The organism is Flavobacterium sp. (genome assembly GCF_049240005.1).
Lineage (GTDB): Bacteria > Bacteroidota > Bacteroidia > Flavobacteriales > Flavobacteriaceae > Flavobacterium.
Genome location: NZ_JBMLTK010000048.1, coordinates 2,071 through 16,024, shown reverse-complemented (window position 1 = coordinate 16,024; position 13,954 = coordinate 2,071). Strand labels below are relative to the sequence as shown.

Sequence of the window (13,954 nt, the reverse complement as noted above, 5' to 3'; positions counted from 1 at the left end):
AAAATGTATCGCTGGGCGGGGTCGCGCCGTTCGCTGCAAGTGGCACCAAACGAGCTAAGCGTTTGCAAGCTTTGGCGCGGGCTTCCGCTGGTCGCCGCACCAAACCGCAATCGCTAAGCCCTTTTCGCACAAGCTTTCCGCTGTCGTCGCTTACGCGGAAAATCGTTACCAAAAAACGATTAACTAACGTGAGTTCGGCACAAGTATCGAAAAAAGCGGAAGGATTTCTTTCTTTTAATTCTAACTCCAAGCCAAAAAAAATCTGCCCAACTTTTTGAGCTGGGCAGACTTTATAAAAATGTACAAAAGGATTTATGCAGCTCCGGCAGCAGCAATCAAATTCAATGCTGAACCTGCTTTAAACCAAGCAATTTGACCTTCATTGTACGTATGATTTGCCAGAATGATATCCGTAGTACCATCATCGTGAATAAATTCTAACGTAAGTGGTACACCCGGTGCAAACGACGTTAAATCTTTGAAATTAATCGTGTCGTTTTCACGAATTTTATCGTAATCTGCTTCATTGGCAAACGTAAGTGCTAACATACCTTGCTTTTTCAAGTTAGTTTCGTGAATACGTGCAAACGACTTCACCAAAACGGCTTTTACACCTAAGAAACGCGGCTCCATGGCAGCATGCTCACGAGACGATCCTTCGCCGTAGTTGTGATCGCCAACTACAATCGACGGTATTCCAGCAGCTTTATAAGCGCGTTGTACGGCCGGTACCGCATCGTACGCTCCTGTAAGCTGATTCTTAACCGCATTAGCTTTTTGGTTGAAGGCGTTAATCGCGCCAATAAGCATATTGTTTGAAATGTTGTCAAGGTGACCACGGAATCGCAACCACGGACCTGCCATCGATATGTGATCAGTAGTACACTTTCCGAAAGCTTTAATCAGCAATTTAGCACCAGTAATATTGTTTCCGTCCCAAGGTTCAAACGGAGCTAAAAGCTGTAAACGCTCGCTCGTCGGACTCACAGCTACTGTAACGCCACTTCCGTCTTCGGCCGGCGCTTGGTATCCTGGATCTTCAGCATAAAAACCTTTTGCTGGCAACTCATTTCCAGTTGGTTCATCTAATTTAACCTCTTCGCCATCTTCATTAATTAATGTATCGGTGATTGGGTTAAATCCGAGGTCTCCCGCAATCGCTAAAGCGGTAACAAGCTCTGGAGAACCAACGAAAGCTAAGGTGTTTGGATTACCGTCGGCACGTTTCGAAAAGTTTCTGTTGAACGAGTGTACAATCGTGTTGCGCTCTTCTTTTTCTGCACCTTCACGATCCCACATTCCGATACACGGACCGCAAGCATTTGCAAACACAGTAGCACCAATTTGGTTGAAGGTGTCAATGAAACCATCTCTTTCAATAGTCGAACGAACAACTTCCGAACCTGGAGTAATGGTAAAAGCAGCTTTGGTCTTCAATTTTTTATCGGCAACTTGCTTAGCAAGCGACGCTGCACGAGAAATATCTTCGTACGACGAGTTGGTACAAGATCCTATCAATCCTATTTCTACGCGAAGTGGCCAGTTATTTTTGATAGCTTCTTCACGCATTTTTGAAATAGGTGTAGCTAAATCTGGTGTAAACGGACCGTTCAAATGGGGCTCCAATTCCGATAAATTGATTTCGATTACTTGATCGAAATACTGTTCTGGATTTGCGTATACTTCTGGATCACCCGTTAAATAAGGTGCAATCGCGTCGGCAGCATCGGCAACATCGGCACGATTTGTCGAACGCAAGTAGCGCGCCATCGACTCATCATATCCAAAAGTTGACGTTGTAGCGCCGATTTCAGCACCCATGTTACAAATGGTTCCTTTACCGGTACAAGACATTGCGGTAGCACCTTCGCCGAAATATTCAACTACAGCGCCAGTTCCTCCTTTTACAGTAAGGATTCCAGCCACTTTCAGAATTACGTCTTTTGGTGCTGTCCAACCCGATAATTTACCTGTAAGTTTTACACCGATAAGTTTTGGGAACTTCAATTCCCAAGCCATTCCCGACATAACGTCTACGGCATCGGCACCTCCTACTCCAATGGCAATCATTCCCAATCCGCCAGCATTTACTGTGTGTGAATCGGTTCCGATCATCATACCTCCTGGAAATGCATAGTTTTCTAATACTACTTGGTGAATAATTCCTGCACCTGGTTTCCAAAATCCAATTCCGTATTTATTTGATACCGATGAAAGGAAATCGAAAACTTCGCTCGACTGTTGTTTCGCGCGAGCTAAATCGGTTGCTGCATCAACTTTCGCTTGGATCAAGTGGTCGCAATGTACCGTTGTTGGTACGGCAACTTTTGATTTACCGGCATGCATAAACTGAAGTAGCGCCATTTGGGCTGTTGCATCCTGACAAGCTACGCGGTCTGGAGCAAAATCTACGTAGTCTTTTCCACGAGAAAAAACCTGCGTCGGATTACCTTCCCAAAGGTGGTTGTATAATATTTTTTCGGTTAGCGTTAAAGGTCTTCCCACCAATTCGCGCGCCTTGTTTACGCGCTCTGGCATGGTTGCGTAAACCTTTTTAATCATTTCAATATCAAAAGCCATGATTTTACTTATTTGTTTGCGGTGCAAATTTACGAAAACGTTGGTAGTTGTTGTTCGGCGAAAGCTAATACCGTTTGATTCTAAACAACTTTTGAGGATTTATCAAATAAAAAACGCTCGTCTCTAAAATTATTAAAAACGAGCGTTTAAAATCCGAAATTAGCAATAATCGGTCTTAAAATAGCTTTTCGATTATCGCTTCAATAGTAATATTTTCAGCATCTGCTTTATAATTTTTAACAACACGATGACGCAAGATTCCTACTGCAACGGCTTTAACATCTTCTGCATCTGGCGAAAATTTTCCGTTAAATAACGCATGGGCTTTAGCTGCTAGAATGAGGTTCTGTGAAGCACGAGGTCCAGCTCCCCAATCGATGTAGTTTTTGATAAAATCTGATGCGTTTATCGAATTTGGTCGTGTTTTTGAAACTAAACGCACCGCGTATTCAATAACATTATCTGCAACCGGAACACGGCGAATAAGTTCTTGGTAAGAAATTATTTCTTCTGCAGTAAATAACGCTTGAATTTGTGGCTTGTAATCCGAAGTGGTATTTTTTACGACAGCAACTTCTTCTTCAAAACTTGGATAATCAAGCTTAATTGAAAACATAAAACGATCGAGCTGTGCTTCTGGCAAAGGATAAGTTCCTTCCTGCTCTATTGGGTTTTGTGTTGCTAAAACAAAATACGGCAAATCGAGTTTGTAGTTGTGACCGGCAATGGTAACCGCGCGCTCTTGCATAGCTTCTAGCAAGGCGGCTTGTGTTTTAGGAGGAGTACGGTTAATCTCGTCGGCAAGAATGATATTAGAAAAAACAGGCCCTTTAATAAATTTAAACGTTCGATTTTCGTCTAGAATTTCGCTTCCTAAAATATCGGAAGGCATTAAATCCGGCGTAAATTGAATACGCTTAAACTGCAATCCCAAACTTTGTGCGATGGTATTTACCATGAGCGTTTTCGCCAAACCCGGAACGCCAACCAATAAAGCATGGCCACCGGAAAAGATACTGAGTAAAATCTGATCGACTACTTCGTCTTGTCCTACAATCACTTTTGCGATCTCGGACTTCAATGCAAGTCGTTTTTGAACAAGGCTTTGAACTGCTGCTACGTCTGACATTTTGAATTATTTTTTTAACCAATTGCTTTCAAAAAGACAATCGCGGTATTCTCCATTAATTTTTATGAATGTTTCTTTGATTTTCTCATTGGTCCATTTAGCGATGGCTTTAAATTGTTTTTCTTTCAAAGCTAAATCTTTGATTTTGAGGAAATCTTGTGCATAATCGGCGGTATGCGAAGGAATTCGATTGGTAACCGTAATGATTTTGTACATTTTCTTTTGCGTTTGATCGGTATCTAGAAACGGTACTGAAATTTCGCCTTGCTTAAGATTTGACACTTGCGAGTACAATGACGGATCCATTTTTGTAAGATCGAAACGGGTATCGAGTGTTCTAGGGTTTACAAGTTGTCCGCCGTTATTCTTGGTTTCTTTTTCATCGGAAGAGGCTCTTGCAGCATCGCCAAATGCTATATCTCCCGCCAAAATGCGTTTTCGAATTTCAGTAATCTCGTCCTTGGCTTCTTTGAGGGCTTCATCGGAAACTTTAGGGATAAGTAGGATGTGACGCAAATCGACTTCTTGGCCTCTGATTTTTTCGACAAGAATAATGTGATAACCAAATTCGGTTTCAAAAGGTTCGGAAATTTCGCCCTCGTTCAAACTAAAAGCTACGTCTTTAAATTCCTTAACAAAAGGCGTTTTCCGATTCATTTTGTAGTATCCACCGTTCGATTTGGAACCGGGATCTTGTGAATATAAAACGGCTTTCGAAAAGAAACTACTTCCGTTAATTACGTCTCGCTTGAGTTCTTTGAGTTTATCGATTACCTTTTGCTTTTCTTCATCGGAGATTTTTGGCTTGATGACTATTTGTGCTACTTCGACTTCATCGCCGAAAACGGGTAAATCAGCTTTCGGTATTGATTTAAAGTAATTTCGAACCTCTTCCGGTGTAATTTCAACTTTTTCAACAATTTTTTTCTGCATTTCAGAAGCGAGTCGGCTCATCTTTAAAACGTCAAAAAATGTAGATCGAAGTTCTTCTTCGGAGTTTTTCTTGAAGAATTTTACCAATTTGTCCATGCTGCCGATTTGCTCGATCATTACAGACAACTTTTCTTCTAATGTACCATTAATTTCCGCATCGCTTACAACAATACTGTCTTGAACGGCTTGGTGCGCGTAAAGGCGTTCTTCGAGGAGCTTGCCGATCATCTGGCAACGTGTAATCCCATCGATTGAGTTTCGGGTACTTGTGAGTTCCAAGAAGCTTTTATCGATATCGGAATCTAGAACTAAGTAATCCCCAACTGTAGCGACAATTCCGTCGATTTTCTGTTTAGATTTCGGGATCTGAATCGGTTTAACGGTATCCTTTATAATTTCCTGTGCAAATAAGGTTGTGGAAAGAAATACCAACAAGAGCGCATAAAAGCGTTTTTCCATAAGTGAATGTTTACTATTTCAAAGCGGCTTTCACTCGTTCGAAAGCGGCCTGATTTACGTCGATTTTAAAATCTTTTTTAAGGTTTGTTACCCAGTTACTTTCGAGATATTGCTGATAATCGTTGATGATTTTTCCTTTTGCCTCCTCGAAAGTTTTGTCGGCAGCGGGTAGTATTTTCTTTATTTCAATCACGTAGAAGTAATCTCCTTTCTGAAGCACCTCACTAAGACCTTCTTTCCAGGCAAGTGTTGCTGGGTATGCATCGCTGTTTTCATCAAAAGTACCTTCTGTAATCATGACTGATTTTCCGTCTTTGTTTAGTTCCTTTTTGATGTCTGCAATTGCAGTTTTATTCTTAAGTGCTTTCTTGGTTTTCGTTACTAAATCTTTAGTTACACTTGATGCTATAATACCTTCAAATCTTTTTTTCCAACGGTAAGCGGATTTGTTGCTGTTATAAAAATTCTGCAAACCAATGGTGTCGGTTTTTGCTTTCTGCCAGATTTCTTTCTCCATTAAATCAAAAAGAAGTAAGCCATCTCTATATTCTGTCATAATATCTGCGAATTCAGAAAACTCGTTTTCCAAGTTATTATTGTAATACTCTTGGAGCTTTTCTGCGGTAAATGACTGGTATAGATTTTCTACGAGCTTCGCAATAGGCTTAACATCGGGAGCTGCCTTTTGTCGTTTTTCTACGTATTGAATAAAATCTATTGCTTTATATTGCTGCTTGTCTACAGTATAGATCGTTTTTTCGAAAGCCTTCGTATCTGCCGACAGCTTCCATTCGCCTTTATAAAAAGAGTCGTCAAAGATTTTTTCTACGGCTTTGTAGGTCTTTTGATCCGTTTTAGGACTATATTTTGCAGTTAGTTTTTCAACCAGGCTATTTGTAATTTTTCGAGATCTTTCGTCCTTTTTGATTCGTGACTCCAAGTCGCTTTTTACCTCCTGAAAAGGTTTCATCGGGAATCTTTGCAAAAACTTCACTATGTGCCAACCGAATTCAGTTTCAAAAGGTTCGCTAATTGCTTTTTCTGCAGACAAGCTAAAGGCAACATCTTCGAATTCTTCAGAAGTTAAATCGCCAGAAGCAAACTTGTTTAAGACTCCACCTTTTTTCGCGGTTGATTGATCTTCAGAATACATTTCTGCTAGAGTTTCAAACTTCTCCCCTTGCTGCAATTTTTGATAGATTTCGCCTATTTTATCCTTGGCTTTTGCATCGCCATCAGTATTTCCTGGCTTAGCGATCATGATATGTGCTACGTTAACCTCGCCACGATTAGCTCGTTTTTCTAAAACTTTAATGATATGATATCCAAAACGGGTTCTAACAGGATTCGAAATTTTACCGACAGCAGTTTTATATGCTCCAGATTCGAAGGGATATACCATTCTAAAAACAGAAAAGAAGCCCAAATCTCCGGAGTTTTCTTTTGCTGAGGGATCTTCCGAAAACTCTTTCGCTATTTTTCCGAAATCTTCACCTTTAGTTATGCGATTACGGATTTCTGAAATTTTGTTAAATGCTTTGAGCGTGTCTGCCGGCGACGCATTTTCATCGCATGATATTAAGATATGGGCGGCTTTAATTTCAAACTTCGAACGCTCATAGGCTTCGGCGACAAGTTCTTCGGTAACCTTAGTATCTGTAAGGTAATTTTTCGCCAATTGCGATCTGTAAGACTTCAATTCGTTTTGGTAGGCAGTCCCGTTTTGCAAACCTAACTTATTAGCTTTTATGATTTTTAGTTTGTAGCCGATATATAAATCTAAATACTGGTTTAGGTCTTTCTGACTCTCATCTTTAACTAGATCAATATTCTTTTTGTAAACGCGTGCAAACTCATCGGTGTAAAAAGGTTCACCATCCACAGTAAACAAAACTTCTTTTGTAATGTTTTGTGCAAAACCTGCAGGGATACGCAATAAAAACAGGCAGAATAAAAGCCATTTAATTTTCATAGATACAATATTTCGAAAATATGTTTAGTGAAGCACGCAAATTTAACAATTCGATTGTGCTACCGATGCCTAAAGCTCAGTATTAACAAATTTTTTAAGGGAAAATTATAGGGAGAGAATAATAAACTGTGATCGTCGGTTAGCCTGATGCTCTTCTTCCGAACATTTAACACCATCGACACACTTGTTAATTGGTTGAGATTCACCGTATCCTCTCGCTGAAAGTCGGCTTGCATCGATACCATTATCTATTAGCCACTGTCGAGTTGATTGTGCACGTCGATCAGACAATTTTTCATTGTAAGCAGCTGTGGCTCGGCAATCGGTATGGCTTCGAATATCTATTTTCATATTAGGATATTCTATCAAAACTTGTCTAATTTTTTCAAGCTCTACTGCAGCATCGGGACGTATAAATGATTTATCCAGATCGAAATAAATCATTTTGATACCTACTTTTGGAGCGATATCTTCTCCTTTTTGGAAACGAGGTGTTTTTTGTGAGAGCGCGATTTTAGCTGAAACATCTCCAGAGAAATCAGGTGTTTTGACAAGAACTTCATTGGTTTCGTAGGATTGTTTATTAGCTCGCAACGTGTACACGCTTTTACAATTAAGCTCAAAACTAAATCCTCCCTTATCATTTGCGTACATTTCGTCTATGCGTTGCAAATTCTTGTCCAATAAAATAACCTGTGCGTTTGGAAGCGGTTGCTGTGTTTTTTCATCTACTACAACACCTACCACTTTTTGCTTACACTCTAGAGGCTTAATTTCCGTTAATTGATATATATCGTCATCTCCAAATTCTGAGGGACGATTCGATGTAAAAAAACCATTCTTGTATTTATCGTCAATAATAAAAGCAAAATCATCGAAAGGAGAATTGACAGGTTCGCCAACATTTTGAATTTCCTCTGTAGTTGTCGGACTTTTTAATTTTGTGGCAAATACATCTGTTCCACCGAGACCGGGATGACCGTCACTAGCAAAATATAGTGTATTATCGCCAGTAACAAATGGAAATGTTTCTCGGGATTCCGTATTTATTTCTGGACCAAGTGTTTGAACTTCTCCGAAAGTACCATCTTTTTTTATTTCGACTACATACAGGTCCGACTTTCCTGCTCCACCGGGACGATCTGAGGCGAAGTATAAGTATTTCTCGTCGAGACTTAAAGCTGGGTGAGCAGTAGAGAATTCATCGCTATTAAAAGGAAGTTCTTCAACATCTCCCCACTTTCCATCATCAAGAGTTGCTTTGTATATTTTCAATAAAACCTGCTCTCGATTATTTTTGTGTCTTTTGCCGTTCAAATAATTGTTTCGGGTAAAATACATCGTTTTTCCATCGGCGGTAAAAACTGCGCTCGATTCGTTTAAAACCGAATTCACTTTTGAATTAAATCGTTCGGCTTTATTTGCAGATCCATCATTGTCGAACGACACCTGATAAAAATTAGAAAAGGCTCCGTTTGTCCACTTCATTTTAGATTTAAAGGCACCGCCGGTGTCTCTTGTAGTGGTAAAAACTAGTTTATTTCCAAGAAAAGCCCCACCATAATCTGAATAAGGCGAATTAAACTCGGAGATTTTGATGTTATATCTTCCGGAATTCTGTTTTATTGCTTTTAGGTAATCGTTTTTTTTTAGATAGACATTTGCTCTTTTATCTCCGATATTGAATGCTGCAAACTTATCCATATAGACTTTTGATAAGTCGTAGTCTTCAATGGATTTAAGTGCTTGTGCATAACGATAGAAATATTCAGGATGCTGATCATCGGTTAATGCAAAAAGTTCTTTGTAAGCTTTAGCTGCATTTTCGTAATCGGCGCTGAAATAATAAGCATTACCTAACTTTTGGAAAAGTTCTTTCGATTTATATCCACTTGCTGCGACGCGTTCGTAGATTTTTATTGCATCGAAATAAGCAAAATCATTGAACTGCTGAGTAGCTTGAGCAACTTCTTTTTCCTGCGCTAGACAGAAGCAGGATAAAAAAAGGAAACTTATGACTACCTTGAGCTTCATTATTCCGGTCGCTTAATTTAGAATTCAACAACAATAAATTGTGATCTTCTGTTCATTTGATGTTCAGCTTCGGAACATTTGACGCCGTCGGCACATCTGTTAACTAGTTGCGTTTCTCCATATCCTCGACCAGTAATTCGATCAGGAGAAATTCCGTTTCTAACCAACCATGCTATTGTAGATTTTGCTCGTCGTTCAGAAAGTCTTTGATTGTATTCTTTCGTTTGACGGCTGTCTGTATGTGACCGCACATCAATTTTCATTTTTGGATATTGATTCATGACAGCGAGTACTTTTTCAAGCTCAAATGCCGCGTCTTTTCGTATGAATGATTTATCAAGATCGAAGTAAATAGTCGGAATATCTAAAACATCGCGTTCTGCTAAGTCGGTTCCTTGTTCTATTTTAACAAGACGCTTTTTAAGTGTTAAGGGAATATATGTATTACCTGTAAGTTTCGGCGTGTTGATAGGAATCTCAGTGGTTTCGTAATCTACTTTGTCAGCTCTGACAAAGAGTTTTGTATCGCAATCAACTGTTCCAAAAGAATAAAATCCTTCTTTATTTGTTGTGATCGTTGCGATTTTATCCATATCAGCTGAGAACAGGGTTAACTGGGCATCCACTACAGGCTCGTTTGTATCTACATCACGAAGAATGCCTTCAAGCACTTGCTCACAATTTAACTTTTTAAGTTCTGTAAATTTGTATATATCGTCGAATCCTTTACCACTTTCTCGGTTACTAGTGAAAAAACCGGTTCTACCCACTGGATTCATATAAAATCCGAAATCGTCTTTTCTGCTATTTAGTGGCGTTCCTAAATTTTGCACGCTACCAAAAGTTCCATCGGTTTTAAATTTGGTAACAAATATATCGAGTCCGCCCAATCCAGGATGGCCATCTGAAGCGAAGTATAATTCGCCCTCAGTACTAACAAACGGGAAGGTTTCTCTTCCAGGAGTATTGATTTTTGAACCTAAATTGACTGGGGTTCCGAAGCTACCATCTGGGTTTATTGCAACTTTATATAAGTCTGAAGCTCCAAAACTACCTGGCATATCAGATGCAAAATACATTGTTTTTTCATCGGGAGATAAAGCGGGGTGAGCACATGAATACTCATCACTATCAAATGGCAGTTCAATAACATTAGACCAAGTACCATTAACCCATGTAGCGCGGTAAATTTTAAGTAGGACATCTTTGTTATCATTCCTACGTATTTGGCCGTTTAAGTAGTTATTTCTAGTGAAATACATTGTTGTGCCATCTTTGGTAAAAACAGCAGAAGCTTCATGGAATTTTGAATTTAACTTCTTTCCATAACGTTTTGGATTTCCCAGTGGCGCATCGAAGTCTTCCTTAACATCAGAAGAAAACAGATTTGTAAAATACTTGTTGTTCCACTTAAATTTCTTTTTGGAAAGTCCTCCTGTATCTCTAGCAGTTGCAAAAACTAACTTGTCGCCATTCATAGAAGAACCGTAATCAGAATAAACCGAATTTATACCTGCGTCTTCTACGTAATAACGTTTAGAATTCATTTTAATAACTTCTAGATAATCGCGATTATCGTTAAACAAAGACGCTCTTTTATCAGCACTAGCGATAGCATTGAATTTTTCAAGATACTTATCGGCTTCTTCATATTTTCCAACAGACTTTAATGAAAGTGCATATCTATAAATGACTTGTTCATTCTGTTCTGAATTTAGGGCAAATAGTTCCCGATATACTGCTTCTGCCTTATCGTATTCGGCGTTAAAGAAATAGGCATTTCCAAGTTTAAGAAACATCTTTTCATCCTTATAACCTTTTTTTGCTACTTTTTCTAAAATTTCAATTGCATCCACATAGGCAAACCTGTTATATTTCTTGTCTGCCTTTTCAAGACTTTTCTTTTGAGCAAAAGAAGCACCTGTTGTTAGGCAAGACAACAACAAGATTAGAACGACTTTAATTTTATTTGACATCATATTAGAAGAATCTTGGCGAGACAATTTTGTCGTAATTTTTAAACAACTCGAAACGTAAAAAGATTTCATGAGAGCCGGAATTGTAATTTGCTAACCTGGTAGTTTCCATATCATACCCATAACCAACAAACCATGAATCGTTAACTTGAAATCCTGCCATTGCACTCATTGCCGCCGACCAGCGATAAGCTACACCCAAAGTAAATTTTTCATTAATAAGGAAGTTACCTGACAAATCGACTTGCAAAGGAGCTCCATTAACCACTTTAGTAAGAAGAGCAGGTTTAAATTTAAGATTTGGATTTAAATCAAAGACGCGTCCGGCTATAAAGTAAAGATGCATTTTTTCGCTTGCTGTACTTGCGGAATTATCGTCGTAATGCAATGTTTCAAGCATGAACGGTATAGATAAACCTACATAGGTTTTGTCACTGTGTAGATAGATACCAGCACCAATATTTGGCGTAAATCGGTTATCAATATTGTTTTGACCAATGCTTGGGCTGTCTCCTGGAAGAACTGTCAATCTTGTAAAATCGACGCTGAGTAAGTGTGCAGAAGCTTTAAGACCGAAAGATAATTTATAATCTTCAGAAGTTTTAATCCAATACGAAACATCAACAGATGCCGTATTTTCATCGGAGATACCAATTCTATCATTAACAACGCTCAGACCAATTCCAAATTTAGAATTGGCGATAGGCGAATGAACAGAAACGTTGTTGGTTGTTGGTGCCCCATCTAGACCTACCCACTGCGTTCTATGTAATCCAAATATACTTAAAACACCACGCGAACCCGCATAAGCTGGGTTAACATTCACTGTGTTATACATGTACTGCGTGTATTGAGCATCTTGTTGCGCGTAAGTTGCACAAGCGCTAAACATTAACAATATCCAAATTTTTGCTCTCATTTGTTGTGTATTTGGCCGGGATCCCTGAGAGAGATCCCGGAAAATAGTTTATCGTGTTAAATGTAAGAATCCTGCTTTCTCGATTGGCTGACCTTCTTTTACATATTTCAAGATGTAATAGTAAGTACCCTCTGGCAATCCAGTCGATTTATCAACTGTCACTCGACCTTCTGATATACCTCTAAAGGCTTTGTCTTCATTGTTATAACCTGTTGTTTCGTAGACTAAAACTCCCCAACGGTTGTATATCATCACTGAATTATTTGGATAACATTCTATACCTTGAATATGTAAATGTTCGTAACCTGCAATTGTCTGTGAAACTAAGTTATAAACTTTAACTGTACAACCATCGAGAACTATTACAGTTGGATCATCGAAGTTGTTGCTGTCATCATCTGAAATATCTTCTACTATCTCACCATTTGCAGCAACAGCTCGAACAGAAGCTTGGTTAGTTACTTGACCTCTATCCAAATCCTCTTGCGTTAAATAGTAAACCGCTTGAATTCCAGTGAATGACTCGCCCGGAAGTAGCTCAGGAATGGTAACAGGGGTTGGTAGGTTCCAAACAAGTCCTGGCAAGAAGTCATCAGTTATAACTGCATTATAAAGAATTGAATTTCCAGTATTTGTTACTGTAAACGTGTACGTAATTGTTTCGTTTACTTGGGCAAATCCGTCGTTATTCAAATCGTTGAATACTCCCGTTTTAACTACAGCTATGTCGTTATTAATAGTACAAAGCGTCGATACTGTAGTGTTGTCATCACCATTTGTATTATCACCGTCATCGGATACGTCGGTAATTAATACACCTGCTGGATTCTGACCAACTACTGTAGCTGTATTCACAACTTGACAGTTATTAACGTCAGTTTGAGTAATTACATAAGTAGCAGTTAAAGTACCTACTTCTCCTGGATTCAACGTTGCTGGAACTAACGCTTGATTAACTGTATTTGTTAGAGCGTCGTTAATCACAATGTTAGATATTGTTGCAGTTCCCACATTTGTAACCGTGAACGTGTACGTAATAACGTCACCCACAACTCCATCACCTCCAACAACAGCTGTTTTAATCAGCGATAATCTTGAAGTTGTTAGCGGAGTAATTGTTGGATTATCATTACCATTATCTGGATTTCCTTCATCTGATACATCTGTAGTGTTTCCACCTCCAGGTATAGATCCTGTAGTACTTGCTGAGTTCAGAACCTGACCTGCATCAATATTAGCCTGAGTGATTGGATAATTAACAGTCAATGTTCCTATTTGACCAGGCAATAGATCTGTTGGCGTAACAGGAACCAGAACTGTGCCAGTCAAAGCGTCATTTACTAATACGTTAGTTACTGTAACATTTCCTGTATTTGTGACTGTGAATGTATAAGTAATAGTCTCTCCTACTTGTGGAACACCATCGGAATTGTTATCATTAAACAATCCTGTCTTCAACATTGTAAGAGATGGAACTTGCGTTAATGGAGTAACCGTTGGGTTATCGTTTCCATTTTCTGTAATACCATCATCTGAAACATCGGTTGTAGTACCTCCGCCAGGAGTAGTTCCTGTAGCAGTAGCTGTGTTTGTAGCCTGACCTGCATCTAAATCTGATTGAGTCAAGATGTACAATGGAACATCTGGTGTAGTAATCGTTACAGAAGCACCTACTGCAAGTGTACCCACTGTGAATGGTGTTGCAGATAGAGTGTCGTCGTTGATAACAACGTTGCTCAAAGTAACATTACCTGTATTGGTAACAACAAACGAGTACTGAATTGTATCTCCAACGTTCGCAACTGCTGGATCTCCAACAACTGTTGTATTCAATACTGAAGTCTTAACTAATGTCATCGACGGAGCTGGTGTTAATGGAGTAACCGTTGGGTTATCATTTCCATTTTCTGTAATACCATCATCTGAAACATCGGTTGTAGTACCTCCGCCAG

At 39.1% G+C, this 13,954-nt stretch carries 8 protein-coding genes; all 8 read right to left on the bottom strand.

The window, feature by feature from the left end:
• Positions 1-312: 312 nt before the first annotated feature.
• Complete coding sequence (locus ACOVQQ_RS04785) at positions 313-2,580, bottom strand: aconitate hydratase (protein ID WP_421817182.1); 2,268 nt, start codon at positions 2,578-2,580, stop codon at positions 313-315.
• 175 nt (positions 2,581-2,755) lie between these two features.
• A complete protein-coding gene (locus ACOVQQ_RS04780) occupies positions 2,756-3,709 on the bottom strand; it encodes an AAA family ATPase (protein WP_421817181.1) in 954 nt (317 codons plus the stop codon).
• Positions 3,710-3,715: 6 nt separating this feature from the next.
• A complete protein-coding gene (locus tag ACOVQQ_RS04775) occupies positions 3,716-5,101 on the bottom strand; it encodes a peptidylprolyl isomerase (protein ID WP_421817180.1) in 1,386 nt (461 codons plus the stop codon).
• Positions 5,102-5,114: 13 nt separating this feature from the next.
• Entirely contained in the window at positions 5,115-7,073 is a 1,959-nt protein-coding gene (locus ACOVQQ_RS04770; protein ID WP_421817179.1) for a peptidylprolyl isomerase, read from the bottom strand.
• 105 nt (positions 7,074-7,178) lie between these two features.
• Positions 7,179-9,107: an OmpA family protein gene (locus ACOVQQ_RS04765; RefSeq protein WP_421817178.1), complete on the bottom strand. Its 1,929-nt coding sequence runs from the start codon at positions 9,105-9,107 to the stop codon at positions 7,179-7,181.
• Positions 9,108-9,124: 17 nt separating this feature from the next.
• A complete protein-coding gene (locus ACOVQQ_RS04760) occupies positions 9,125-11,155 on the bottom strand; it encodes an OmpA family protein (RefSeq protein ID WP_421817177.1) in 2,031 nt (676 codons plus the stop codon).
• Entirely contained in the window at positions 11,088-12,002 is a 915-nt protein-coding gene (locus tag ACOVQQ_RS04755) for a type IX secretion system membrane protein PorP/SprF (protein ID WP_421817176.1), read from the bottom strand. The genes ACOVQQ_RS04760 and ACOVQQ_RS04755 overlap by 68 nt, the downstream gene beginning before the upstream one ends.
• A 48-nt stretch (positions 12,003-12,050) precedes the next feature.
• On the bottom strand, positions 12,051-13,954 hold a 1,904-nt coding region (locus tag ACOVQQ_RS04750), incomplete at its 5' end, for a DUF7507 domain-containing protein (RefSeq protein ID WP_421817175.1).